Genomic DNA, 25,563 nt, shown 5'->3' on the forward strand with positions numbered 1-25,563 from the left:
TGTCTTTGGCCTGCGTTAATGTCCTCCTGAGATGAAACCGGGGAGGAACATGTCCGGCATACCGTCGTTCAGCGAGGCCAATTCGGCCGAGATGGTTGCCCAGCGCCTGCTCAAGGCGAAGGCCGGGCCGTTGCCGCGTTTTCTCGCCACCGTTGTCGACCATCTCCACCAGATCGTCCGGGAAACCCAGCCGAGCGCGGCCGATTGGCGCCAAGCCATCGCCTTCCTCACCGAGGTCGGCCATGCCAGCGACGACAAGCGCCAGGAATGGGTGCTGCTGTCAGACCTGCTCGGCGTCACAGCACTGGTCGAGGACATCAACTCCCGCCGCCCGAACGGCGCGACGCCCAACACCGGCCGCGGCCCCTTCTATCGCGCCGATGCGCCAAGGCTGGCGCTCGGCGCTGACATTTCGCTCGACGGTGTCGGCAAACCACTGACCGTGACGGGACGAGTGACTGATCTCGATGGCCTGCCCATCGCCGGCGCGACGGTGGAGACATGGCAAGCCAACGCACAAGGCTTTTACGAGAACCAGCAGCCCGATTTGCAGCCGGAAAACAACCTGCGCGGCGTCTTCACCACCGACAAGGAAGGCCGCTTCCACTACCGCACGGTCAAGCCCGCCGGCTATGGCGTGCCGGATGACGGACCGGTCGGACAGATGCTCGGGCAGTTGAACTATCCGCTCAACCGCCCGGCGCATATCCATTTCCTCATCCGCGCCGACGGCTTCGAGACATTGACCACGCAAGTGTTCGAGGGCGGCGATCCGCATCTGGGTGAAGACGCATTGTTTGGCGTCAAGCCGGAACTGGTCGGCGATTTCAAACGTGCCGGCGAAAGCTGGTCACTCGATTTCGATTTCGTTCTGGCGATGGCGCGCAAGGGGAGCCGGGCGGCATGACACGTTCCTTCACCTATTCCGGCAGTCCGGCGCACATCGTCTTCGGCAACGGCGCCTCCTCGCAGGTCGGGACATGGATCGAGAAGCTCGGCTGCAAACGCGCACTGGTGCTGTCGACGCCGCATCAAGCCGCGGATGGCGAGGCGGTGGCGAAGCAAATCGGATCACTAGCCGCAGGCGTCTTCTCGGGCGCGGCCATGCACACACCGGTCGAGGTGACCGAGGCGGCGATGGCGAAGGCACAGGAGACCAAGGCCGACTGCGTCGTCGCCCTTGGCGGCGGCTCGACCACGGGCCTCGGCAAGGCGATCGCCTACCGTACCGACCTGCCGCAGATCGTCATCCCGACCACCTATGCCGGCTCCGAGGTGACGCCGATCCTCGGCCAGACCGAGAACGGCGAAAAGACCACGGTGCGCGATGCAAAGATCCTGCCGGAAGTGGTGATCTACGATCCGGAACTGACGGTCGGGCTGCCGGTGGCGATGAGCGTCACCTCCGGCCTCAACGCCATGGCGCATGCGGCGGAAGCGCTCTACGCACAGGACCGCAATCCGATCTCGACCTTGATGGCGACTGAAGGACTGCGTGCGCTGAAGACGGCGCTGCCGGTGCTGATCAAGGAGCCGAAAAATCTCGACGCACGTGGCGACGCGCTCTATGGCGCATGGCTGTGCGGCACGGTGCTTGGCACCGTTGGCATGGCGCTGCATCACAAGATCTGCCACACGCTGGGCGGCTCCTTCGACATGCCGCATGCCGAGACCCATGCGGTGATGCTGCCGCAGACGATCGGCTTCAACGCTGTTGCAGTGCCCGACCTGCTAAAGCCAGTCGCCGACATTTTTGGCGGCAGCGCCGGTGGCGGCTTGCATGATTTCGCGAAGGCGGTCGGCGCGCCGCTGACGCTCCGGGAACTCGGCCTCAAACAGGACGATCTGGACCGCGCCGCCGAGATCGCGACGAAGAATCCATACTGGAATCCGCGGCCTTTTGATCGCGCCGCAATCCGCGCCCTGTTGCAGGACGCGTGGGAGGGAAGACGTCCGCAGAACTGACGGCAACAAGGGAGGAACAGGACATGATTACCAGACGCGAATTCATCCGCAACACGGCCGCCACCGGCCTGCTTGCCGGCGGCTTGCCGATGCCGGCGATCGCCCAGAACGCGCCGATCAAGCTCGGCTATGTCAGCCCGCAATCCGGCCCGCTGGCAGCCTTTGCCGAGGCCGACAAATTCATCATTGACGGCTTTCTCGCCGCCGCCAAGGCCTCCGGCCTCAACTATGAGGTCGTGGTCAAGGACAGTCAGTCGAACCCGAACCGCGCGGCGGAAGTCGCCAAGGAATTGATCGTCAACGACAAGGTCAATCTGATGCTTGTCGCCTCGACGCCGGAGACCACCAACCCGGTCGCCACCACTTGCGAGGCCGAAGAGGTGCCGTGCCTGTCGACCGTGGCGCCCTGGCAGCCCTGGTTCATCGGCCAGCAAGGCAATCCCGGCGACCCGGCCTCATGGAAGCCGTTCAACTATGCCTATCATTTCTTCTGGGGGCTGGAGGATGTCATTGCCGTCTTCACCAACATGTGGGCGCAGGTCGGGACCAACAAGAAAGTCGGCGGCCTGTTCCCCAACGATGGCGACGGCAACGCGTGGGGCGATGGCACGGTCGGCTTCCCGCCAGTGCTCGCCAAGGGCGGCTACGGCCTGACCGACACCGGCCGCTACCAGAACCTGACCGATGACTTCTCGGCGCAGATCAACGCCTTCAAGGGCGCCTCCTGCGAAATCATCACGGGCGTGATGATCCCGCCCGATTTCACCACCTTCTGGAACCAGGCCAAGCAACAAGGCTTTACGCCCAAGGTGGCGTCGATCGGCAAGGCGATCCTGTTCCCGCAATCGGTCGAGGCGCTCGGCAAGTCCGGCCACAATCTGTCGTCGGAAGTCTGGTGGACGCCGAACCATCCGTTCAAATCGTCGCTGACCGGCGAAAGCTCGGCGCAGGTCGCCGAAGGTTTCACCAAGGCCACCGGCCGCCAATGGACGCAGCCGATCGGTTTTGTCCATGCCCTGTTCGAGATTGCCGTCGATGTGATGAAGAGGGCAGGCGCGCCCGATGACGCCGACAAGGTGGCCGCAGCGATCGCAGCGACCAAGCTCGACACGCTGGTTGGGCCTATCGCCTGGGACGGCGCCAATCTGCCGCCCTTTGCCGCCAAGAACATTGCCAAGACGCCGCTGGTCGGCGGGCAGTGGCGGCTGAAGGATGGCGGCGGTTACGATCTCGTCATCACCGACAACAAGACCGCGCCCAACATCCCCACCGGCGGCAAGATGGAAGCGATTGCCTAGGCCATGGCCATCCTCGCGCTTGCCAATGTCTCGAAACGCTTCGGCGCCCTCACGGTCGCCGACGCGGTTTCGTTCGAGCTTGGCGAGGGTGAGGCGCTTGGCATTATCGGCCCGAACGGCGCCGGCAAGTCGACGCTGTTCAACCTGGTCACCGGCAACATTTCGGCCGATGCCGGAACCATCGCCTTCGATGGTCGCGACGTGACGAAGCTGCCGCCGATGCAGCGTTGCTTTGCCGGCGTGGGCCGCTCGTTCCAGATCCCGCAGCCTTTCGAGAAACTGACCGTGTTCGAGAACCTGCTGGTTGCCGGCGCCTTCGGGGCGGGCAAGACCGAAGCCGAGGTCAGCGAGCGCTGCGCCGAGATCCTGGTCGAGACCGGACTGATCGATCGCGCCAACCATCCGGCCGGAGGCTTGAGCCTCCTGCAGCGCAAGCGGTTGGAGCTTGCCCGCGTATTGGCGACCGAGCCAAGACTGTTGCTGCTGGACGAGATCGCCGGTGGCCTGACCGAGGGCGAATGCGGCATGCTGGTCGACACGATCAGAGGCATCCACAAGGGCGGCATGTCGATCATCTGGATCGAGCATGTGCTGCACGCGCTGAACTCGGTGGTCGAGCGGCTGCTGGTGCTGAACTTCGGCAAGATCATCGGCATGGGCGCGCCGGACACCGTCATGGCGTCGCGCGAGGTCCGCGAGATCTATCTCGGGATCGAAGTCTGATGGCGCTGCTGGAGACCAAAAACCTCACCGCGCGCTATGGTGATTTCCAGGCGCTGTTCGGCGTCGACATCGCGCTCGACCAGGGTGAGACGATCGCCATCATCGGCGCAAACGGCGCCGGCAAGACGACGCTGATGCGTTCGATCTCGGGCATATTGGCGAACCAGCCTGAAGCGGTGGTGTTTGAAGGCGAGAAGATAGGCGCCCTGCCCGCGCCCGATGTCGTCGCGCTCGGCATCGCCATGGTGCCGGAGGGGCGAAAGCTGTTTCCTTCGCTCAGCGTCGAGGAGAACCTTCTCATCGGCCGCTATGGCCGCGCGATCGAGGGACACTGGAACCTCGACACCGTCTACGAGCTGTTCCCGATCCTGAAGGAACGACGCGCCAACCCGGGCACGGCGCTGTCCGGTGGCCAGCAGCAGATGGTGGCCATCGGCCGCGCGCTGATGTCTAACCCGCGCGTGCTTCTGTGCGACGAGATCAGCCTTGGCCTGGCACCGGTGGTGATCAAGGACATCTACGCCGCCTTCCCGCGCATCCGCCAAGCCGGCGCTTCGATCGTCGTGGTCGAGCAGGATATCGGCCAGGCGCTGAAAGTCGCCGACCGCGTCTACTGCATGATGGAAGGGCGGATCACGCTGTCTGGGGTGCCAGTTGAGCTGACGCGTGAGGATATTCACGCCGCGTATTTTGGGCATTGAGGGCGGTGATGGATAGATCGTTTATGTCGAGACCAGCCACCCCCCTCTGGCCTGCCGGCCATCTCCCCCGCAAGGGGGGAGATCGGACTTCGCTGCGGCCTTCGCCAATCTCCTACGTTGCAAGATGTGCGGCACGGCTGAAGCTGCTGATCTCCCCCCTTGCGGGGGAGATGTCCGGCAGGACAGAGGGGGGTGGGCGGGAACTCGGGCTTGCCAATCAGCGATCGGGTCAAATCCCATGACCAGCGCGCTCGACACCATCGTCCAGGGCATTTTGCTTGGTGGCCTCTACGCGCTTTTCGCTGCTGGCCTCAGCCTCGTCTTCGGCATCATGCGGCTGGTCAATCTGGCGCATGGCGACCTTATCGTGCTCGCCGCCTTCCTGATCCTGGTGCTGGTCTCGGCGCTTGGCCTCAATCCGTTCGTTGCGGCGTTGGTGGCGATGCCTGTGATGTTCGCCATCGGCTGGGCGCTGCAATTCTTCCTGCTCAACCGCACGTTGGGAACCGATATCCTGCCGCCGCTGCTGGTCACCTTCGGCCTGTCGATCGTTATCCAGAACGGACTGCTCGAAGGTTTTTCCGCTGACAGCCGCCGCATCTCCATTGGTGGCTTGGAATCAGCATCGGTGGCGCTCGGCCCGATCAATGTCGGCGTCATGCCGCTGCTAACCCTGGCTTCGGCCGTCGCAGTGATTGTCGGCCTCAACCAGCTGTTCTACCGCACCTCGCTCGGCCGCGCCTTTCGCGCCACCTCGGACGATCCGGTCACCGCCGGGCTGATGGGCATCCAGCCGAAGCGGATCTTTGCCACCGCCACCGGCATCGCCATGGTGGTGGTGACGATCGCCGCGCTCTATCTCGGCACACGCGCCAATTTCGACCCGACCATCGGCCCGGCGCGGCTGATCTATGCCTTCGAGGCGGTCATCATCGGCGGCCTCGGCTCGCTATGGGGGACACTCGCCGGCGGCATCGTCATCGGCATCGCCCAGACCTTTGGCGCCGCCATCAACCCGGAATGGCAGATTCTCGCCGGCCATCTGGCTTTCCTGCTGGTGCTGCTGGTCAGGCCGCGCGGGCTGTTTCCGCGTGCGTTGGATTGAGCGGATGGCAGACACTTCGCTCACACCGTGGAAAATCGAGACCCGAACGAAAGCGTCTTCGACCTTCGTCCTCGTTGCCGCGCTCGTCATCGTCGTCGCTTTCGCCGCGCCGCTCTTCGCCTCGCGCGGTGTGTTGCAGGACCTGTTCTTCATCCTCACCATGCTGGTGCTGGCGCAGAACTGGAACCTGCTTGCCGGCTATGCCGGGCTGGTCTCGGTGGGACAGCAGGCCTTTGTCGGCTTCGGCGCCTATGCCATGTTCGCCCTGGTCATCCTTGCCGGCCTGGACCCGCTGATCGCGATCCTGCTCGCCGGCATTGCCAGCGCCCTGCTCGCCATTCCCACCGCCTTCTTCCTGTTTCGATTGCAAGGCGCTTATTTCGCCATCGGCAGCTGGGTCATCGCCGAAGTGGTGCGGCTGGCACTGGCGCAATGGAAGACTCTGGGCGGCGGCACCGGCACCTCTTTGCCGCGCGAAGCAACCCGCGACATGCCGGCGCTCAGGTTCGTCGGCGAACTGTTCGGCGTCAAATCCTCAGGTGCCGGCGACATCCTGACCTACTGGCTGGCGCTGCTGCTTGCCATCGCCACGATCGGCCTCGTCTACCGCCTGCTGCGCTCGAAACAGGGACTGGGGCTTGCCGCCGTGCGCGACAATCAGGAAGCGGCGCGCTCGGTCGGCGTCGACGCGCGCCGCATGAAGACGCTGGTCTATCTCGCAGCCGCGTTCGGCACCGGGCTGGCAGGCGCGCTGATTTATGTACAGAAGGCTCGCATTTCGCCCGACGCCGCCTTCTCCGTCGTCGACTGGACGGCCTATGTCATCTTCATTGTCGTCATTGGCGGCATCGGCACCATCGAGGGGCCGATCATCGGCGTCATCGTCTTCTACATCCTGCAACACCTGCTTGCCGATTACGGCTCCTGGTATCTCTTGATCCTCGGGCTGATCGGCATCGTCATCATGCTGTTTGCGCCGCGCGGCCTTTGGGGCCTGGTCGCCGAGCGCACCGGCATCCAGCTTTTTCCGGTCCGCCGCCGATTGACCGGCGGATCTGTACCGTCAAGCAAAAAGGGAGGGCCGCATGGCTGACATTTCTACCGACGTGCTGACCATCGGCACCGGGCCTGCAGGCTCGGCCACCGCGGCGCTGCTTTCGACCTATGGCGTCGAGAACATGGTCATCAACCGTTATCGCTGGCTGGCCGCGACGCCACGCGCGCACATCACCAACCAGCGCACCATGGAAGTGCTGCGCGACCTCGGCAAGGACGTGGAGGGCGAGGCCTATATGCACGCCACCGAGCAGGATCTGATGGGCGAGAACGTGTTCTGCACTTCGCTTGCCGGCGAAGAGATCGGCCGCATGCGGAGCTGGGGCAAGCATCCGCTTTCCCGCGCCGAACATCTCTTGTCCTCGCCCGCGCATATGAACGATTTGCCGCAGACTTTTATGGAGCCGCTGCTGTTCAAGACCGCCTGCTCGCGCGGCACGCAAGCGCGCATGTCGATGGAGTATCTCTCGCATGTGCAGGATGCCGACGGCGTCACCACCACCTGCCGCGACCGGCTGACCGGCAAGGACATCACCATCCGCTCAAAATATCTGGTCGGCGCCGATGGCGGCAATTCGCTGGTCGCCGAACATGCCGGCCTGCCGTTCGAAGGCAAGATGGGCGTCGGCGGGTCGATGAACATCCTGTTCAAGGCGGACCTGTCGAAATACGTCGCCCACCGCCCGTCGGTGCTCTACTGGGTGGTGCAGCCGGGCGCCGATGTCGGCGGCATCGGCATGGGCCTGGTGCGCATGATCCGGCCGTGGAACGAGTGGCTGATCGTCTGGGGCTACGACATCAACCAGCCGGCGCCCAAGGTCGACGACGCCTTCGCCAAGAAGGTCGCGCGCGATCTGGTCGGCGATCCCGATCTCGAGATCGAAATCCAGTCGGTGTCGACCTGGACGGTCAACAACATGTACGCCACGCAGACCTCCAAGGGCCGCGTGTTCTGCATGGGCGATGCCATCCATCGTCATCCGCCGTCGAACGGGCTGGGCTCCAACACCTCGATCCAGGACGGCTTCAATCTCGCCTGGAAGCTTGCTTATGTCATCAAGGGCAAGGCCGGCCCAAAACTGCTCGACAGCTATTCGCAGGAGCGCGCGCCGGTCGCCAAGCAGATCGTCACCCGCGCCAACAAGTCGATCGAGGAATTCGGCCCGATCTTCAAGGCGCTCGGCCTGCTCGATTCCATCGACCCGGTGAAGATGCAGTCCAACATGGATGCGCGCTGCGACAACACGCCGGCAGCCGAAGCGCAGCGGGAAAAAATCCGCGAGACCATCGCCGCCAAGGTCTACGAGTTCGACGCTCATGGTGTCGAAATGAACCAGCGGTACAAGTCGAACGCCATCGTCAGCGACGGTCAGAAGGAACCGGCCTTCGAAAAGGACGCGGAGTTACACTACCAGCCGACCTCCTGGCCCGGCGCGCGGCTGCCGCATGTCTGGGTGCATTCCGACAAAGGTGACAAGGCCTCGACGCTCGACCTGACCGGCCACGGCAAATTCACCGTGCTGACCGGCATTGGCGGCCAGGGCTGGCTCGACGCTGCCAAGGCGGTGGGCAAGGAACTGGGCATCGACATCACCGGCCACCTCGTCGGCCCGCGCCAGCCCTGGCAGGATTTTTCCGGCGACTGGGCGCGCGCCCGCGAGATCCGCGACAGCGGCGTGCTGCTGGTCCGCCCGGATCAGCATGTCGGCTGGCGCAAGGATGCTATCAGCAGCGATCCGACGACCGATCTGCGCAAAGCCCTGACATCAATTCTGGACAGGTGAGAGATATGGAAGCGCACGAAAAAGGCTTCTTCACCGAAGCAAACTCGGTCGAGGTCGTCACCGGCCGCAACAAGAACGCCAAGGACGAACGGCTGAAGGCGGTGATGGAGGTCATCACGCGCAAGCTGCATGAGGCGGTGAAGGAGATCGAGCCGACGCAGGAGGAATGGTTCGAGGCGATCATGTTCCTGACGAAAACCGGTCAGCTCTCCACCGAATGGCGGCAGGAGTTCATCCTGCTCTCCGACATGCTCGGTGTGTCGATGCTGGTCGACGCCATCAACAACCGCAAACCGTCAGGCGCTTCCGAGTCGACAGTGCTTGGTCCCTTCCACATTGCCGATGCGCCGGAACTGCCGATGGGCGCCAACATTTGCCTCGACCAGAAGGGCGAGGACATGTTCATCCATGGCCGCATCCTCGACACCGAGGGCAGACCGATCGCTGACGCCGTGCTCGATGTCTGGCAAGCCAATGACGAAGGTTTTTATGACGTGCAGCAGAAGGGCATCCAGCCCGACTTCAACCTGCGCGGCGTCTTCCGCACCGGCGCCGACGGTCGCTACTGGTTCCGCGCCGTAAAGCCGAAATTCTACCCGATCCCGGCCGATGGCACGGTCGGCAAATTGCTCGAAGCGCTGGGACGTCATCCCTTCCGCCCGGCGCATCTGCACTACATCCTCAAGGCCGACGGGTTCGAGACGCTGACCACCCACATCTTCGACCCCGACGATCCCTACATCAATTCGGATGCGGTTTTCGGCGTGAAGGAAAGCCTGCTGGCGGAATTCAAGCGCATCGACGATCCGAAGCGCGCCAAGGACCTCGAATTCGCCGGCCCGTTCTGGGAGGTCGAGCACGATTTCGTGCTGGCGCGGGGCTAGCCTCCCAAGGCAATCGCATAAAAGATTCTTGCGAAGAGGACCCCCACCCTAACCCTCCCCACCAGGGGGAGGGAATGCTGCCGCGCGCCTTCTTTGGCCATATTCGAATACTGAACTTCTCCGATTTGCTGAATTCGGCGCCTGCGGGAGTCTCCCTCCCCCTTGTGGGGAGGGATCAAGGGTGGGGGTACTCGTAAAGCTCAAAGCTCCGCCAGTGATATGCGATTGCTCCGACATCGATGTTCAGCGCATCGATTGATCGGCGCGGGCCGCTCACGCTTTTGTGCGCGCGAAAAAGTGCGCCGCTCAAAAAGCCCATTGACATTGGCCGTATTTCCGACGCAAACGTTATATTGTTACCGTTATACAGTTACACGGCACGGCCTCCGGCGACGTGCCTTCCAGACTGCAAGGAGACCAAGGATGCGTTCCATTCCCTTTCTCGCCGCGCTGCTGGTTGCGGTGCCGCTTTTGAGCGGCACGGCCGCCCGCGCCGAAGACAAGCTGACCATCGTGGCGGCCGAGAATTTTTATGGCGACCTCGCCCGCCAGATCGGCGGCAGCAATGTCACGGTCACCAGCATCCTGGCCAATCCCGATGACGATCCGCATCTGTTCGAGACCAGCCCGTCGACGGCGCGCACCATCGCCGACGCCAAGATCATCATCTACAACGGCGCCGACTACGATCCATGGATGGACAAGCTGCTGTCAGCCTCGACAGCCAAGGATCGCACCACCATCATTGCCGCCGACCTGATCGGCAAGAAGTCAGGCGACAATCCGCATCTGTGGTACGACCCGGCGACGCTGCCGGCTATCGCCAAGGCGCTGAGCGCCGATCTTGCCAAGCGCGATCCGGCCAATGCCGTGCATTACGAGGCGAACCTGAAGGCATTCCAGACCTCGCTCCAGGCCATTGACAAGGAAATCGCCGACGTCAAGAAGACCTATGCCGGCACCGAGGTGACCGCCACCGAGCCGGTGTTCGGCTACATGGCGGAAGCGCTCGGCCTCAAGATGCTGAACTACGATTTCCAGGTGGCTTTGATGAACGACGCGGAGCCGAGCGCCACCCAGGTGGCGGCGTTCGAGAACAGCCTGAAGGACGGCTCGGCCAAGATCCTGTTCTACAATTCGCAGGTGACCGACGAGGCAACGACAAGGCTGCTCGACATCGCCAAGCAAAACAAGGTCACGGTCATCGGCGTCACCGAGACCGAACCGGCTGGACAGACGATCCAGACCTGGTTCGGCGGCCAGATCGACGCGGTCCAAAGGGCGCTCGCAGCCCGTACACAATGACCTGCCAATGAACGTGACTAAATGAACGCAATTGAATTCGACAAGGTCACGCTGACCTATGGGGGGCGCCGGGTTTTATCCGACGTCTCCTTTTCGATTCCGCAAGGCGCTTTTATCGGCCTGCTCGGCGCCAATGGCGCCGGCAAGACAACGATGCTGCGCGCCATACTCGGCCTGATAAAGCCGGCCGGCGGTGCCATCTCGGTGCTCGGCAAACCGCCGACGCGCGGCAATGCCGCAATCGGCTACATGCCGCAGGCGCGGCGCGCGCTCAACGATGTCGGCATCAGCGGCCTCGACTTCGTACTGAGTGCTGCCGGCGGGCATCGCTGGGGCTGGCCGGTCCCGTCGGCGGCGGAGAAAGAAGCTGCCTGGAAGGCGCTGGAAGAAATCGGCGCCACCGACCTCGCCCGGCGGCCGCTGGCCGAGCTTTCGGGCGGCGAGCGCCAGCGCATCCTGATTGCGCAATCGCTGATCGGCGATCCGCAACTGCTCCTGCTCGACGAGCCGCTGATCAGCCTGGACGCCGCGCATCAGCGCGCGATCATCGACCTGGTGCATGAGATCGGCGAGCGGCTTGGCATCGCCGTGCTGTTCTGCTCGCACGAGATCAACCCGCTGCTGCGCGCTGTCGACCGCGTGCTCTATCTCGGCAACGGCAAGGCCGCGATCGGCTCCGTCGACGAGGTTATCAGCGGCCCGGTGCTGTCGAAACTTTATGGCACGCACATCAATGTCGTGCGCGTCGCCGGCCGCATCTTCGTCATGGCCGACAATATCGAACTGGAGAGCGGGGCGCATGTCCACGATCTTTGACTATGAATTCATGCGCAACGCCTTCTATGCCTGCACCATTGTCGGCATCGTTTCGGGCGCAGTCGGCTATTTCCTTGTGCTCCGGGGCCAAACCTTCGCCGGCCATGCGCTTGCCCATGTCGGCTTTCCCGGCGCCACCGGCGCCGGCCTGATCGGGCTGTCGCCGTTCTTCGGCCTCACCGTGTTCACCATCATCGCCGGCATCGGCATCGGCCTGCTCGGCGAACGCGCGCATCGCGACGTCGCCATCGGCATCGTTTTGACGCTGTCGCTCGGCCTTGGCCTCTTGTTCCTGCATTTTTACACCGCCTTCGCTTCGCAGGCGACCAATGTGCTGTTCGGCAATGTGCTGGGCATCAGCTTGCGCACCGTCATCGTGCTCGCGGTGCTGGCGGTGGCGATCCTCGCCGCTTTGGTGCTGATCGCCCGGCCGCTGCTGTTCGCCAGCCTGCAGCCGGAACTCGCCGAAGCGCGCGGCGTGCCGATCAACCTGGTCTCGACCCTGTTCATGGTGCTGGTCGCCGTCGCCACCTCCGAGGCAGTGCAGATCGTCGGCGTGTTGCTGGTCTTCGCGCTGATGGTGGCGCCGGCCGCCACCGCGCTCAGGCTGACCAGCGGCGTCGCCGCCGGCGTGCTGGCCTCGATCGCGATCGCTGTCTTCATCGCCTGGATCAGCCTGTCGCTCGCCTTCCTGACCGACTGGCCGACGAGCTTCTGGATCACGGCGCTGGGCGCTGCCGCCTATGTCATCAGCGGCATGGCCCGACGCTCGGCGCCTGTCCCGGAGGCGCGATTGGCCGACGGCAATCCCTGATTGCAATGCCGGGTGGCGGACCGGCCAGACCGGCCCGCAAAGTCCAAAACGGACGTTGGGGAATTACACCCAAAAAAAGTCAGGTTGAAAACCAGCCTCCTGAAACGTTTCAGCCCGGAAAGGCAAATCGATTCAAGCGCCTAGATCGCGACGGAAGTGACGCCGGCGGCGCCGCTCCCGAGCCGCGGGAAAGCCCGGAAAACCGCCACTTACAACGATTTTTATCGTGACAGATGGCCTCCATGCAGTTGCCCGGAAAGCCAGCCGGGAGGCACAAAGCGACCTCCCGGCATCCCTCTGGGCGGCCGTTGACAGACCGCGGGGATGCATGCGTATACCAAGCCATGGGTCACGCCATGGCCGTGGCGGTTGAGACGGGGCTGGGGGGTTTCGTTACAACAGCATTGACGGCCCGGCGCCGGACGGGCGGCATGCACTCAAAAGAGTGCGCCGCTCGCTCTTGGCTAACCATCGGCAAGGTCGCCCGGCAGCGGTGCGGCGATCCTGGCAGGCGACCTCATCGACAAGGCACCGCAGAACGCCATCGTCTCAGCTTTTCGATCCGCATCGGTTCGAAGCGAACGAGGTGACGCCCCCTTTAACCGATATTCGCTTTGCTACGTCCTCCTCTTCCCGATGGGATGAGGGGGACGCTGCCGACTGCGCAAGGAGATCACAACATCGCGTCGGCACCGGCCGGGATCGATTCAATTCGCGACTCCGGCCCGGCGATGGTGTAACAGAAGAGGTTGAACGGAGGCGAAAGTGCCTCCAGATCGGCTTTGAGCCTTGTTCCATCCCATCGCGAATATCGAGGACGCGCAGACGCTTGCGCAGGCGATCGTCAATACGATTGTCGAACCGTTCCTCGTGCTCGACGAGCAGTTTCATGTGCTGGCGGCCAGCCGCTCCTTCTATCAGACCTTCAAGGTCGACCCGGAACAGACGCACGGCGCCCTGCTCTATGCGCTCGGCGACGGCCAATGGGATATTCCGGCACTGCGCGTGCTCCTGGAGACGATCATCCCCGAGAAGACCGCCATGGACGGCTTCGAGGTTTCCCATGATTTCCCCACCATCGGCCACCGCACCATGCTGCTGAACGCGCGCAAGGTGCTCTACGATCACAGTTCAGCCATCACCATCCTGCTTGCCTTCAACGACATCACGGCCCGCCGTTCCATCGAGAAGGAAAAGGAGGAGCTGCTTGCCCGCACCGAAGAATTGCTGCGGCAAAAGGATGTGCTGCTGCGCGAGATGGAGCACCGGGTCGCCAACAGTCTGCAGATCATCGCCAGCATCCTTTTGCTGAAGGCGCGCTCGGTCACCTCGGAGGAAACCCGCCAGCATCTGAGGGATGCGCATCAGCGGGTGCTGTCGGTGGCCGAAGTGCAGCGCCACCTCCACACCGAGGCCGGGCTCGAAGAGATCGATGTCGTGTCCTATCTGTCGAAGCTGTGCAGCAGCCTAGCCGCGTCGATGGTCGGCGACGCCCAGCCGATCGAGGTCAACGTCACGGCGCAAGGCGGCAGGATCGATTCGCAAAAGGCAGTGAGCCTCGGCCTGATCGTCACCGAGCTCGTTCTCAATGCGATCAAATATGCCTTCCCGATGGAGAAGGCCAAGGCGCTGATCCAGGTCACCTATGAGACGGACGGCAGCGACTGGAAGCTGACGGTGTCGGACAACGGCGCCGGCAAGCCCGCCACCATTGTCGCCAGTGCGGGCCTGGGAACGGCCATCGTCGAGGCGCTGGTCAAGCAACTCGAGGCCAAGATCGAGGTCATCAGCGACAACAACGGCACCAGCGTGTCGGTGACCAGGGCGACGTTCATCTCGCGGGTGCCGCGCGCGGCATAGCGTGGTCCACCCGGTAGCGGGAGCCTTGGCTCAGCTTCGCATCTGATTCAATTCCACCAAAGGCGGGATCGATAGCCGATATGTCGCAGATAGTTGCCAAGTCCGAAGAGCAGAAGGATGCCGAAGCCGAGGTCGAGGGCTTTCACGACGACCTCGGCCCGTTCGTGGTTGCCGCCGAGACGACACGAATGGCGATGGTTTTCACCGATGCGAAGGAACCCGGCAATCGGATCATTTTTGCCAATGACGCCTTCCTCGCCTTGACCGGGTACGCCAGGGAAGAGGTCCTCGGCCAGCCCTTCAATTTCCTGATGGCGGACGCCACCGACACCGGGGCGCTGAAACGCATCAAGCTCGAGTTCGAAGCCAACGCGCAGTCGGGTACGGAAATCCTTTACCGGCGCAAGGATGGCAGCGAATTCTGGGCGGGCCTTTTCGCCAGTCCTGTGCGGGACCAGAGCGGCGCCATCGTCCAGTATTTTACCTCCTTCGTCGATCTGACCAAACACAAGGAGGAGCAGGCGCAGTCCAAAATGCTGATCGAAGAACTGAACCACCGCGTCAAGAACACGCTCGCAACGGTTCAGTCGATCGTCTGGCAGGCGTCGCGCGTCAATTCTGACCCGCGGGCGATCCGCGAAGCCGTTGAGTCCAGGCTGTTTGCGCTCTCCCGGTCGCATAATTTGCTGACCCGTGAAAATTGGCACAGCGCCGGGCTGCTTGACGTGCTGCAAGATGCCCTGGAACCGTTCGGGGTCAGTGACGGGCAGGCGGAGCGCCTGGTGATTTCAGGCGAGAACATTCGCCTCTCGACCAAGGCGGCCCTGGCGCTTGGCATCGCCTTCAACGAACTCGCAACCAACGCGGTGAAATACGGCGCGTTTTCCAATGACAAGGGTTCGATCCAGATCGACTGGACGATCGAGCCGACACCCGATGGCCGATTGCTGGTCCTTTCCTGGCGAGAGAAGGACGGGCCGCCGGTTGCGCAGCCGCTGCGAAAAGGGTTCGGCTCGCGTGTGATCGAGCGCGGCCTGACCCACGAACTCGAAGGCACTGTGCAACTCGACTATCGTCCGGACGGGTTGATTTGCACGATGAACATTCCGGTACCGGGATCACGCGATGGATAAACTCCTGTCTGGAGATAGACTTCTTTCTGGCCGTCGCCTCCTCGTTGTCGAGGATGAAATTCTGGTCCTGATGATGATCGAGGACATGCTGGGCGACCTTGGCTGCGAATCCGTGACCTCAGCCGCCACGATCGACAAGGCAATCGCGCTGATCGAGGCGCAGGTCTTCGACGCCGCCATGCTGGACATGAATCTGGATGGCGACGACAGCCACACTGTGGCCGACGCGCTTGCCAAGCATGGCGTGCCGTTCATCTACTCGACCGGCAACAACGATCGTGACATGCGCGAAGGCTTCAGCAATCGTGGCGTGCTTCGCAAGCCGTTCAGCTTTGACGAATTGACCGCAAAACTCGACCACCTTCTTGCTCCCTGACTATGGGAGCAATTGTTTTGCCGGCTGTCAGGCCATTGCGCCTGGCGGATAGAGCCAGGTGGACCGCAGGAAGGCAAGTATTTCTGCCGCGAGCGCCTCTGGCTGGAACAAGAACGCCGCGCGGCCGTTTGTATTGAGTGGCAATCGTTTTGCCGCAGCTCAAGAAAAAGGCGGGCCGTCATGAACAGCATTATTTGGTTGGTCGGAGCCGTCGTTATTGTGCTGGCGATAATGAGCTTTTTTGGTTTTCGTTAGGCCACCCGGTTTACGGCAGACACAAGTCACTGGTCAGGCAAGAGCGGCATACGCCGAACGGTGGCGCCGCGCATAGGAGACGAATATGGATATCACCACAATTCTCGTCATCGTTCTTATTGTTCTACTACTTGGCGGCGGTGGCTTTTACGGCCGTGGGCGCTGGTACTGACAACAGAGATCATCGCCCAGTTCGGAGGCTTTGGTTCCCGCACGCCGCTCGATCGGCCCGCGTCCTCCGCCGGAGGCGTGGGCTTTTTTGTGTCCTCCTGGCATCTCGAAATTGCCGATCGGTGGCGACGCCGCGTTTAGGCGACGGCTCTGCCCGATGAGCAACGGCCCTGCCCGATACCGTCGAACTTCATACGATCAACGTGGAACAAACGCCTTGCTGATGCGTTCATTGGATACATCGGGCGTCCCAAAGCGCTCGGTCGTTAAAGAACCCGCCTCCCTCCCCCCTCCGGAAGCGGGTTTTTTTGCGCCTGGGAAGCAGGCGGCGGCGTTGGGCGCCGAAAATTAACCCCGCGATCGGGGCTTGGGCTTGTCCGATGTATCCGACGGATTTGCTGATAGCCTGGCGGAGCGCTGATCGTTAAGTCGCACTGCCTTCTTTTTCGCCTCAGCCTCAACAGCGGCGCCAGTCAGCTTCGGCTTTGCTGCAATCGCATAGTCGGCTCTATTCGTTCGGTAATCCGTGTGAACGGCCATTTTTTTGATACTCCCTGATGGACATAAACGCGTTCGAGCGCCAAGACGTTCCAGATCCTGCGATCGTCTCGCCGCGACTGGTGCCCCATCGTCCTCCCGGGCAGTGGCCTAGCGATATGCCTGCCGCCCCGACATCGTCTCGATCCTGATGTGGTAGAACAGATGGCTGCCCGAACCGGCCTGCTGACCGGGTTTCAATGCTCCCGGCTCCCACCAATTGGCGTGCTTCTGCAGCAGCGACCAGGCAAATTCCCGGTCATGATTGGACGCAGGGATCTGCTGATCCCTGGCCGGAATCGTGCTGTCGAGCGCGGGCGGTTTGGGCAGATCCTCGAACAGCCCGTCGACGACAACGCTCTTCCAGCCATGAACGGTGCCGACATCGTCGACCTGCAGGCAGACATGCGGGTTCTCTCGCATCCATTCGACCTTCTGGCCAGGCAGCGAGAAACTGAAGATGAAATTGTCGCCGAAGGCAAAATGGATCGGCACCACGTAAGGCCTGTTGTCGCGGACGCAGGCCAGCCGACCGAGCCTGGCCGACTTCAGCATGGTGGTGCATTCCTGCTGCGTCATCTCCCTGATGTCCATTGTTCCTCCCGTCGATACTCGTTGAGTGTTTGCGTTGAAAAATCAGGCTGCGAGATCGATGCGCCGAATGGCGCGGACCGCCTCCGACTCGGCGACGCCGATCAGCGCATCGATGGCCTGGATGGTCTCGATTTGGCCGCGCGCCGCCACCGTCCTGCGCAAGGCATGGAGGTCGTCGCGGATTTCGCAGAGTGTGGTTCGAACCGTGAGGGCCATGGGCCGCCTTCCTGTGGACACAACCGCCGGGGAAGGCGATCGGTTCCGCCGCGAGCGCAATGACTCGGCCAATGTCGCGACAGGGCGTATAAAAGCAGGGTCGCCGGCCATGTCTCGGGCGCCTGTCCATCAGCGGCCGAAGGTTTCAGATTAGAAAAAATATTTTATCGCTATTGCCATATGAGCAATATGATTCCAAATTTTTGCGAATTCATGGAACCTTGTCACAGGCGGTTCCGTTTTCCCTCCGATCGCTGCTTGGACCATCCGAAAAGCAATCAGGAGAAATATCATGAACATCAAGAAGCTTTGCATGGGCGCGATGGCGCTTACGATGATGACCGGCGCAGCATTCGCCGGCACCAGCACCGGCACCTCGGCGCTCGACGATCCGGCGAAGATGTCACCCTTCTTCACCGATGCCGGCATGAAGACCATGCGGCCCGCGGAAGAGTTCAAGACCGCCTGGCTGGCGATGAAGGAAGAAGACCGCGCCGGGATGACCAAGGAATGCGGCGACAAGGCGATCGCCAAGTCGCATGACGATTTCTGCAAGATGACCAAGCAGCTCGGCGGCGCCAACTAGGCGTGGCCAACGCGAAGATTCAGATGGCGGGCAGAAATGCCCGCCATTTTTATGCGCGGTCTTCAGGCGAGCCTGACGACGTCGATCAGGCAAGCTTGACGACGTCGATCAAGCAAGCTTGACGACGAAATGCTTGGTCACCGGCTCGAGGATCTTCCAGGTTCCCTTGAAATCGGCTTCGACCACGAATGCATCGCCGGGGCCAACCTCTACCGGCGTGCCGCCATCCGGCGTGATGATGATGCGGCCGGCGATCATGTGCACGAACTCATAGTCGGTGTAGGTCGCGTGGTAGGTGCCGGGCGAGGCCCGCCAGGTGCCCGACATCACCTTGCCGTCGGCGGTGGTGTGCTGCACGGCGGTCTGCATGGTCGGCCTGCCCTCGACAACGATCCAGCCCGGCAAGTCGCCGCCCTCGGCATGCTCGACAGCGCCGAATTTGAGGATGGTGGTGTTGGTCATGGGAGGGCTCCGTTCCGCCGGCATTGGCTGCCGGTTGGATAGCCGATGCGCATGACAGGGGCAACGCAAGGGCCGACCGCAAATGTCGGAGATTGGCGAAGGTGGCGATGGGCCAATCTCCCTCAATGTTGCACCGCGATAGATTTGTTGCATTGCGATATCGGCCTGCAGGGTCGAGTCTTTGCATCGGGCGGGCTGTCAACGGCTACGGCCCCACGCGTCCATTCCGGCGCGCAGGGACGTCGCAGCACGTGTGATCCCGGCGAGATGTTACGGCATCTCGGCCAAGCGGACTTCGGTCCGGGATCATGCGACAGGACGAGGTGTCACCGTGCCAGCATCGTTCCGGCCCGATATCGAAGGATTGCGCGCACTGGCGGTTGCCGGTGTCATCGCCTTCCATTTCGGCCTCACCGGCCTGCCCGGCGGCTTTGTCGGCGTCGATATCTTCTTCGTCATCTCGGGTTATCTGATCACCCGTCATCTGCTCGCCGAGATCACCGAGACCGGCCGGCTGAACCTGTGGCGCTTCTATGCCAGGCGCGCCAGGCGGCTTTTGCCGGCGTCGCTGTTCGTCATCCTCGCCACGCTGGTGGCCGGCGCCTTCATCCTGTCGCCGGAGGAACAGTCGCTCTATTCCAAGGGCGCCATGTACGCCTCGGCCTACATGATCAATCTGTGGCTGATCCGCTGGTCGTTCGACTACTTCGCGGCGGATGCGACCAGCAACCCGTTCATCCATTTCTGGTCGCTGTCGGTGGAGGAACAGTTCTATCTCGCCTGGCCGGCGCTGCTTGTGCTGGCGGCATGGCTGCGCCCCGGCAAGCGCGGCGCGATCCTGGTGATCGGCATTGCCGGCCTCATCTCGTTCGCCGTCTGTGCCTGGCTCACCACCATGGCGCAGCCCTGGGCCTTCTATTTCTCGCCGCTGCGCGCCTGGGAGTTCGCCGCCGGCGGGTTGGCGACCATGCTGCCGCAAAAATTCTGGCAGGACCGCCCGCTTCTCGCCGCGCCGCTGGCATGGCTCGGCCTGGCGCTCATCGCCGGCGCCTATCTCTCCTTTACCGAGGACGCCCCCTTCCCCGGCTTCATGGCGCTGATGCCGGTGGCTGGAACCGTGCTGTTGCTGCTGGCGGGAGCGGCCGGCGTCAGGAATGGCCCCAGTGCCGTCCTGGCGCTGCCGCCCCTGCAGTGGGTCGGCAAGCTCTCCTACTCGCTCTATCTCTGGCATTGGCCGGTGATCGTCTTTGCCGCGACGCTGGTGCCCGAGCTTTCGCCGCTGCAGCGGCTCGGCTGCATGGCGCTGACGCTGGTGCTGTCGCTGTTTACCTACCACTTCATCGAAAACCCGATCCGCCGCAACGGCTGGCTGATGGCCAATGCGGCGCGGGCGCTGGTGCCGGCCGTCCTCCTCACCGGCACCGGCGTCGCAGCCGCCTATGCCAATGCCAGGCTTGTCGTCCACGATCTCGATCCGCAGCAGCGCAGCATCGCCGCCAGTGCGGCGCGCCCCTCCACTGCCCGAGAGGCCGGCTGCGTTCTCAGCTATGAGACGGTGACGCCAAAAGCCTGCATGTTCGGGACCCAAACCGCCGGGCGCACGATTGCGCTGTTTGGCGACTCGCATGCCGACCACTGGTCGACGCCGCTGATCGAGGCGGCTGAGAAGAACGACACCAAGGTCGTCACCTGGCTCAAATCGTCCTGCCGGGCCTCGCGGATGACGGTCTGGGTGAGCAAGCTGAAACGCGACTACACCGAGTGCGATCAGTGGCGCGAGCGATCGATCAGGCAGATCATCGCGGCACGGCCGAGCCTGGTGGTGATTTCGGAGATCGCGCAGACGAGTTTGCGCAAGATGTCGGTCGGCATGCAGATGCCCGAAAGCCGGGATGCCGACGCGCGGGCTGGCCTGCGCGCGACGCTGGAAGCGTTCAGCAAGGCCGGGCTGAAGGTCGCCTTCATCCGCGACGTGCCGTTCAACGACGACCATGTCGACACCTGCGTGGCGCGTGCGCTGTGGCGCGGGCAGACGCCGTCCATGTGCGACCAGAAGCGGACTGAGGCCGCCAACGACGCCGGCGCGGCGATGGAGCGCGACATCGTGCGCGCCATTCCCGGCGCCAGCTACATCGACCTGACCAGCCAGTTCTGCGACCAGAACACCTGCCACGCCTTCATCAACGGCAAACTCGCGTACCGCGACCGCCACCATCTGGCGACGCCGTTTGCGGAATCGCTGGAGCCGGTGGTGGAGAAGGCGCTGTTCTGATGCATGTCGCCCAAAAGTGTGCAGCGGTTTTTGGGACAACGACATGCATGGAAACAAAGACTTAAAGGGCGTCGACTGAAACCGTTCAGTGCGGCGGGCTTTAAGGCGTTAGATGAGAACAGCGGGGGCGCTGGCGGCCTGACCTTTCTGCTCGAGGGAGAGGTCACATTGCTCCGATCCGTCCCCTCCCGGATCGGGCAATGCGGGTGGGAGGTGCTCTCCAGGCTGGAACACCTCTCACCCGGCTCCAGCGTTGTCGGCGGCCAATATCCGAACGCCAGGCTGGCCACGCCGGAGGGAGCCTATGCGCCGGTTTCCTTCGTCACCTTCACCTCAACGGTCATCCCCAGGAAACTCGAGGCACTGCCGGAGTAGCTTCCAGAAAGCGGTATGGCTTGCCCGGGATGCCTGGCGACGGCCACCCTGATCAGATCCCGGTTGCCGACAATGCCATTGGTGGGATCGAACTCGACCCAACCGGCGCCAGGCAGGTAGACCTGGCACCAGGCATGCGTCGAGCCTCCGCCGCGGATTTCGGTACTGTCGCGGCTCGGCACATAGACGTAGCCGGTCACGAAGCGGGCAGCAAAGCCGAGCGAGCGAACCGCCTCCATCATGAAAAGCGCAAAGTCCCGACATGTGCCTTTGCGCAGATGCAAGGTCATCAGCGGCGGCTGCGTCCCGGTTTCGACCCGCCGGGAATAGACGAAGCTCTCGTGGATGGCGTAGCAGAGCGTCATCAGCAATTTGCCGGTCTCGGTGTGTCCCGTGGCACTGACAAACTGGCGCGCCCATTTGCCGACCTCGTCGCCGTCGTCGAGATGATGGCGCTCCATGGTCTGAGCGAGGTCGGCCGCCTCGTCGGGATCGTAGGAGAATGGATAATTCAGCGCGGCCTCATCGATGCGGAAATCGGGCGCATGCTGCGGCGTGTGACCGAGCCGGATGTCTGTGGCGAAACGGAGTTCCTTGGCCGAACCCTCGAAATCGATCACCGCAACGCAATTGCCAAAAACGTCATGGATCCAGCCAACCGCCTTCGGTTCGGGGTCCACGGACAAAGCATGGTCCAGCAGCCGCTGATCGAAACTGTCGCGCGGCCGACACATCACCCGATGCTCGCCAAAGCTCACGGGCTGGCGATAGCGATAGACGGTCGTGTGCTTGACTGAAAAAATCGGCATCGGCATCCGTCGGCAAATTCAATTGCGGCGCGATCATATAGTGTTTTGGGGGTGCAGCCGATGGGGCGGGTTTGGGGGGCATGCGCGGAGTGTTTTCGCGCAGGCGACCCTCGCGCGATCGGATGGCGCTGGCGCCGTTCCTAAGGCGCGAACGTCGGCCTCTGACAGCCTGTTAATGTGCAACCTGGGAAGCTGCCGACATCAATTCCTCGGGATTCGGTGCCCTGAACGTATTGAGGCCATCCTCCAGAACTTCAGTGAAGCTCCAGCGTACAACGCCCCCTCGGTCGATAAGGAACTGACCGACAAGCAGCTCCTTGGCGGAAGCCATCATTTGCTGATCGGCTTCCATAATCTCATACCCCTCCTTCTTGTTGAGAAACTCGTCCATTGCCATGGGGTCCATAGGCTCGGGCAACTCGCCCGGGAGATGGATCCGGATCCCCATGACCTTGTCCATCCCGAGCTCGCGCAATCCGAAAGCACGGTGTGAGGCCCGCTCCGGGTCGGATGCGGCGAGAAGGTCGGGTGCCGGATGGTAACGGAAATAGAGCCGCGCCCGCTCGACCGGCGTATTGACCACCGCCAGGCATTCGACGCCTCTCTCACGCAGGGCCGGCTCGAGTTGCGCCATTGCCGCGACATTGCGCCGACAGAAGGCACAGTGCAGGCCTCGAAACAAACCGATCAACAACGGGCTTCGGCCTCGAAAATCGTCCAGCGCGATTTTGCCTTCGCGGGAGATCGCATCGAGCACAATATTCGGCGCCCGGTCGCCCGGCTGCAGTGGGCGGTCGACACTACTCGTGGACATGGACAACCTCCTCGCCCCGGATAAGCACACCCAGCGTTTCGGAGTTGAGCCCGTGCCGGGGCGCCAAGACAAAAATAGCTTTCGACCTCTGCCATTTTGCCGAGGTCGAGCTTGCGTGCACTGCAAGCGCATCATAACACAAAAAAGCATCTGCGGGTCGCCCGTTTCGCAAGCCGTCTCGAGTGCTGCGGTAAACGGCGGGTCGTCTCATCCGCGCCATGGGACAACACAACGCCCCATCATCCCTTCGAACCCATCCGCCAAATTCGCCGCCGCCTCCACCAGCATCGAGCGCACGCTTTTCGGGCGGCCGGGCGTCGGGTTGGCGTCGAGCAGCACTGGCTGGCCACGGTGGATGACGAAATCGAACTTGCCGTAGTCGAAGCCGAGTTTTTGGCGCAGAAGGCGCATCTCGTCGGGCACCGGCACGGGCTCGCGCCTTATCGTCTCGGAGGCTTTCACCACGGCGTTGGGCGAGACATAGCGCGCGCAGCGTTCGCGCGTCCCGCAGAACACCCAGATGCGGGTGCCGAAACCATCGGCGACGATTTCCGGGATGAATTTTTCCACCACCAGATCGGGCCTTTCGAGAAGCTCTGGAGGCACGTCGCCACCCGCGGCGAAAACCTCGTAGCGGGGCATTTCGCGCGCGGCTGGAAAAGGTGTCGGGCGGCCGTGGCGCGCGGCGCGCAGATTGAAGCGGGCTTCGGGCAGGCCGTGGTGGTTGAGGTTGCTCTTGACGATCACCGGCCCGCTCCAGCCGTCGCCCTCGCGCAGCAGCGCCTGGCTGATGCGGCGCTTGGAAATGTCTGAGACCGCAAGGTTCAGACAGAACGGAAAGCGGGCGGCATAGTCGACATAGGCTTGCGGCACGATGGTGGCGTCGACATGCAGGATGGCGAGATCGGCATCGGGCGGTTGCGACAGGCCGCAAAGCCGCCTCACTCGGTGGCCGCGCCGCTCGAGCTCGGCCAGGATGTCGAACAGCATGTAGGGGCTGTCGCGCCGGCGCAGCGGGTGCCACGGCGTCTGGAACCGGTCATATTCATGCGTGACCACAGCGATGTGCGCCACGTGTGCTCCCCCAAGCGGCGACGCGCATATTCAAACGGTTTTGTTGGTATCGCAAGGATGCCGCAGGCGGGCGACAGCCGAGCGAAAGGCGCTGCACCACCACGCTTGCAAATCTCCGCCCAGATGCCATCTAGATCTCAGGCGCCCAGCCGGTGCGCATCCTGACCACGGAGAACAAGACTTTGACGCAGCGAAGCGGCAGTGCGGACCTGCCGCTGCATGGCGGGCGGGTTCCGAAATGGCTGGGCGATCGCATGACGCGGCTGGGCGCTGTGCTGTGCGAGGCGATCATCCATCACTATGGCCGCGACGAGCTGTTGCGGCGGCTGGCGCATCCCTTCTGGTTCCAGTCCTTCGGCGCCGTCATGGGCATGGACTGGCACTCCTCAGGCATCACCACTTCGGTCGTCGGCGCGCTGAAGCGCGGGTTGAATCCGATGTCGCGCGAGCTCGGCATCCATGTCTGCGGCGGGCGCGGCGCGCATTCGCGCAAGACGCCGCAGGAACTGACCGCGATCGGCGAGCGCGTCGGCATCGATGGCGCCGCACTCGCCACCGCCAGCCGCCTCGTCGCCAAGGTGGACAGCGCGGCCGTGCAGGACGGTTTCGACCTCTATCTGCACGGTTTCATCGTCACCGACGACAGCCGCTGGGTGGTGGTGCAGCAAGGCATGAATGGCGACAGCCGCCAGGCGCGCCGCTACCACTGGCTGTCGGAAGGGCTGACCAGCTTCGTCGACCAGCCGCATGCGGCGATCGAGGGCGAGGCCCAGGGCGAGATCGTCAATCTGACCGACCATCGCGCCGAGCCGTCGCGAACCGGGCAGCTCGACCTGTTGAGGACCATGAGCCCGGAGCGGATTCTGGACGAGCTTGCCGTGCTGGAGCCGCCGTCGAAAGCACCGCCTGCGAAACCAGCCGCGCAGCCGATGCTGCCCAACCTCATAATGCCGGCGCATCACGACGTGCGCGAGAGCGACATCGTCATGCACCGGCTGCACGGCAACATTTCCGCCGCGATCGAAAGCGGGCCGGCGGATTTTCCCGAACTGCTGCTGGTGCCAGGCGTCGGTGCGCGCACGGTGCGGGCGCTGGCCATGGTGGCGGAGGTGGTGCATGGCGCACCCTGCCGCTTCTCCGACCCGGCGCGCTTCTCGCTCGCCCATGGCGGCAAGGACCGGCACCCCTTCCCGGTGCCGCTGAAAGTCTATGACGAGACGATCGCGGTGCTGAAATCAGCCGTCGGCAAGGCCAAGCTCGGCCGCGAGGAAGAGCTCGGCGCGCTGAAGCGGCTGGATGGCGAAGCGCGGCGGCTGGAGCGCTACGTCACCGGGCCAAGCCTGAAGGAGATCGTCGCCGGCGAGTTCGACCAGTCGCATCTGCTTGGCGGGCGCAGTGTGTTCGGGTGGGAGAAGGCGCCGGAGGTTGGCGAGGCGGCGAAGTTAGAGAAGAAAGGCGGGTAGAGCAGTTTCAGAGATTGATTCACTGAACCGCCCCAACTGCCTGTTTCTATACGTTCCCCTGCTGGTTCACATGCCGGGTTGGCGGCTGGGGTGGCGAAGGGTTCAAAAATCGAGG

Annotated in this window: 24 protein-coding genes; 18 read left to right on the forward strand and 6 right to left on the reverse strand. The window is 63.0% G+C overall.

Translation table 11 applies throughout. The annotated features are described in order from the left end of the window. The first annotated feature begins 49 nt into the window (after positions 1 to 49). The 15 genes from AC1DXM_RS17410 to AC1DXM_RS17480 all read left to right on the forward strand — a co-directional run bounded on the left by AC1DXM_RS17410 (position 50) and on the right by AC1DXM_RS17480 (position 15,820). A complete protein-coding gene (locus AC1DXM_RS17410; RefSeq protein ID WP_477234578.1) occupies positions 50 to 907 on the forward strand; it encodes a dioxygenase family protein in 858 nt (285 codons plus the stop codon). Further along, positions 904 to 1,965: a maleylacetate reductase gene (locus AC1DXM_RS17415; protein WP_477234580.1), complete on the forward strand. Its 1,062-nt coding sequence runs from the start codon at positions 904 to 906 to the stop codon at positions 1,963 to 1,965. The genes AC1DXM_RS17410 and AC1DXM_RS17415 overlap by 4 nt, the downstream gene beginning before the upstream one ends. Before the next feature lie 23 nt (positions 1,966 to 1,988). Continuing rightward, positions 1,989 to 3,263 carry an ABC transporter substrate-binding protein gene (locus tag AC1DXM_RS17420; RefSeq protein WP_477234582.1) on the forward strand — a complete coding sequence of 425 codons (1,275 nt, stop codon included), beginning with the start codon at positions 1,989 to 1,991 and terminating at the stop codon, positions 3,261 to 3,263. Between the two features lie 3 nt (positions 3,264 to 3,266). Next, positions 3,267 to 3,986, forward strand: a complete 720-nt coding sequence (locus tag AC1DXM_RS17425; protein WP_477234584.1) for an ABC transporter ATP-binding protein — start codon at positions 3,267 to 3,269, stop codon at positions 3,984 to 3,986. After that, complete coding sequence (locus AC1DXM_RS17430; RefSeq protein ID WP_477234586.1) at positions 3,986 to 4,687, forward strand: ABC transporter ATP-binding protein; 702 nt, start codon at positions 3,986 to 3,988, stop codon at positions 4,685 to 4,687. The genes AC1DXM_RS17425 and AC1DXM_RS17430 overlap by 1 nt, the downstream gene beginning before the upstream one ends. Positions 4,688 to 4,925: 238 nt before the next feature. Continuing rightward, positions 4,926 to 5,792 carry a branched-chain amino acid ABC transporter permease gene (locus tag AC1DXM_RS17435; protein ID WP_477234588.1) on the forward strand — a complete coding sequence of 289 codons (867 nt, stop codon included), beginning with the start codon at positions 4,926 to 4,928 and terminating at the stop codon, positions 5,790 to 5,792. A 4-nt stretch (positions 5,793 to 5,796) separates the two neighbouring features. Beyond that, positions 5,797 to 6,885 carry a branched-chain amino acid ABC transporter permease gene (locus tag AC1DXM_RS17440; RefSeq protein ID WP_477234590.1) on the forward strand — a complete coding sequence of 363 codons (1,089 nt, stop codon included), beginning with the start codon at positions 5,797 to 5,799 and terminating at the stop codon, positions 6,883 to 6,885. After that, positions 6,878 to 8,632 (forward strand): FAD-dependent oxidoreductase, encoded by a 1,755-nt coding sequence (locus tag AC1DXM_RS17445; RefSeq protein ID WP_477234592.1) that lies wholly within the window; start codon positions 6,878 to 6,880, stop codon positions 8,630 to 8,632. Before AC1DXM_RS17440 ends, AC1DXM_RS17445 begins: the two co-directional genes overlap by 8 nt. 5 nt (positions 8,633 to 8,637) lie before the next feature. Continuing rightward, positions 8,638 to 9,516 carry an intradiol ring-cleavage dioxygenase gene (locus AC1DXM_RS17450; protein ID WP_477234594.1) on the forward strand — a complete coding sequence of 293 codons (879 nt, stop codon included), beginning with the start codon at positions 8,638 to 8,640 and terminating at the stop codon, positions 9,514 to 9,516. 423 nt (positions 9,517 to 9,939) lie between these two features. Beyond that, positions 9,940 to 10,821 (forward strand): metal ABC transporter solute-binding protein, Zn/Mn family, encoded by an 882-nt coding sequence (locus AC1DXM_RS17455; RefSeq protein ID WP_477234596.1) that lies wholly within the window; start codon positions 9,940 to 9,942, stop codon positions 10,819 to 10,821. A gap of 21 nt (positions 10,822 to 10,842) precedes the next feature. Beyond that, positions 10,843 to 11,637: a metal ABC transporter ATP-binding protein gene (locus AC1DXM_RS17460; protein ID WP_477234598.1), complete on the forward strand. Its 795-nt coding sequence runs from the start codon at positions 10,843 to 10,845 to the stop codon at positions 11,635 to 11,637. Further along, positions 11,621 to 12,451 carry a metal ABC transporter permease gene (locus AC1DXM_RS17465; RefSeq protein WP_477234600.1) on the forward strand — a complete coding sequence of 277 codons (831 nt, stop codon included), beginning with the start codon at positions 11,621 to 11,623 and terminating at the stop codon, positions 12,449 to 12,451. Before AC1DXM_RS17460 ends, AC1DXM_RS17465 begins: the two co-directional genes overlap by 17 nt. 789 nt (positions 12,452 to 13,240) lie before the next feature. Beyond that, on the forward strand, positions 13,241 to 14,311 hold the full coding sequence (locus AC1DXM_RS17470; RefSeq protein WP_477234602.1) for a sensor histidine kinase: 1,071 nt from the start codon (positions 13,241 to 13,243) through the stop codon (positions 14,309 to 14,311). An 80-nt stretch (positions 14,312 to 14,391) separates the two neighbouring features. Further along, positions 14,392 to 15,444 carry an HWE histidine kinase domain-containing protein gene (locus AC1DXM_RS17475; RefSeq protein WP_477234604.1) on the forward strand — a complete coding sequence of 351 codons (1,053 nt, stop codon included), beginning with the start codon at positions 14,392 to 14,394 and terminating at the stop codon, positions 15,442 to 15,444. Further along, positions 15,437 to 15,820: a response regulator gene (locus tag AC1DXM_RS17480; RefSeq protein WP_477234606.1), complete on the forward strand. Its 384-nt coding sequence runs from the start codon at positions 15,437 to 15,439 to the stop codon at positions 15,818 to 15,820. The genes AC1DXM_RS17475 and AC1DXM_RS17480 overlap by 8 nt, the downstream gene beginning before the upstream one ends. Positions 15,821 to 16,894: 1,074 nt before the next feature. Here AC1DXM_RS17480 and AC1DXM_RS17485 read toward each other — a convergent pair. Beyond that, complete coding sequence (locus AC1DXM_RS17485; protein WP_477234608.1) at positions 16,895 to 17,377, reverse strand: pyridoxamine 5'-phosphate oxidase family protein; 483 nt, start codon at positions 17,375 to 17,377, stop codon at positions 16,895 to 16,897. Positions 17,378 to 17,419: 42 nt separating this feature from the next. Further along, the gene (locus AC1DXM_RS17490) at positions 17,420 to 17,593 is read right to left on the reverse strand and encodes a hypothetical protein (protein WP_477234610.1); all 174 of its coding nucleotides are present in this window, start codon (positions 17,591 to 17,593) and stop codon (positions 17,420 to 17,422) included. A 292-nt stretch (positions 17,594 to 17,885) separates the two neighbouring features. Between AC1DXM_RS17490 and AC1DXM_RS17495 the strand changes: the two genes are divergently transcribed. Next, positions 17,886 to 18,179 carry a hypothetical protein gene (locus AC1DXM_RS17495; RefSeq protein ID WP_477234612.1) on the forward strand — a complete coding sequence of 98 codons (294 nt, stop codon included), beginning with the start codon at positions 17,886 to 17,888 and terminating at the stop codon, positions 18,177 to 18,179. A 108-nt stretch (positions 18,180 to 18,287) separates the two neighbouring features. On the opposite strand, the gene AC1DXM_RS17500 is transcribed toward AC1DXM_RS17495, so the two are convergent. Next, positions 18,288 to 18,641, reverse strand: coding sequence for a cupin domain-containing protein (locus AC1DXM_RS17500; protein ID WP_477234614.1), 354 nt, complete (start codon positions 18,639 to 18,641; stop codon positions 18,288 to 18,290). A gap of 331 nt (positions 18,642 to 18,972) precedes the next feature. Here AC1DXM_RS17500 and AC1DXM_RS17505 point away from each other — a divergent pair, with 331 nt between their 5' ends. Further along, positions 18,973 to 20,913, forward strand: a complete 1,941-nt coding sequence (locus AC1DXM_RS17505) for an acyltransferase family protein (protein ID WP_477234616.1) — start codon at positions 18,973 to 18,975, stop codon at positions 20,911 to 20,913. A gap of 302 nt (positions 20,914 to 21,215) precedes the next feature. Here the strand turns inward: AC1DXM_RS17505 and AC1DXM_RS17510 are convergent, their stop codons facing one another. From AC1DXM_RS17510 to AC1DXM_RS17520, 3 genes are all read right to left on the reverse strand, one after another. After that, a complete protein-coding gene (locus tag AC1DXM_RS17510; protein WP_477234618.1) occupies positions 21,216 to 22,097 on the reverse strand; it encodes a transglutaminase family protein in 882 nt (293 codons plus the stop codon). 172 nt (positions 22,098 to 22,269) lie between these two features. Beyond that, entirely contained in the window at positions 22,270 to 22,911 is a 642-nt protein-coding gene (locus tag AC1DXM_RS17515) for a peroxiredoxin-like family protein (RefSeq protein WP_477234620.1), read from the reverse strand. 207 nt (positions 22,912 to 23,118) lie between these two features. Beyond that, positions 23,119 to 23,985 carry an ATP-grasp domain-containing protein gene (locus tag AC1DXM_RS17520; protein ID WP_477234622.1) on the reverse strand — a complete coding sequence of 289 codons (867 nt, stop codon included), beginning with the start codon at positions 23,983 to 23,985 and terminating at the stop codon, positions 23,119 to 23,121. Between the two features lie 182 nt (positions 23,986 to 24,167). Between AC1DXM_RS17520 and AC1DXM_RS17525 the strand changes: the two genes are divergently transcribed. After that, positions 24,168 to 25,448: a DUF763 domain-containing protein gene (locus AC1DXM_RS17525; RefSeq protein WP_477235026.1), complete on the forward strand. Its 1,281-nt coding sequence runs from the start codon at positions 24,168 to 24,170 to the stop codon at positions 25,446 to 25,448. Positions 25,449 to 25,563: the final 115 nt, after the last annotated feature.

This window comes from Mesorhizobium sp. P3_A2 (genome assembly GCF_056403115.1).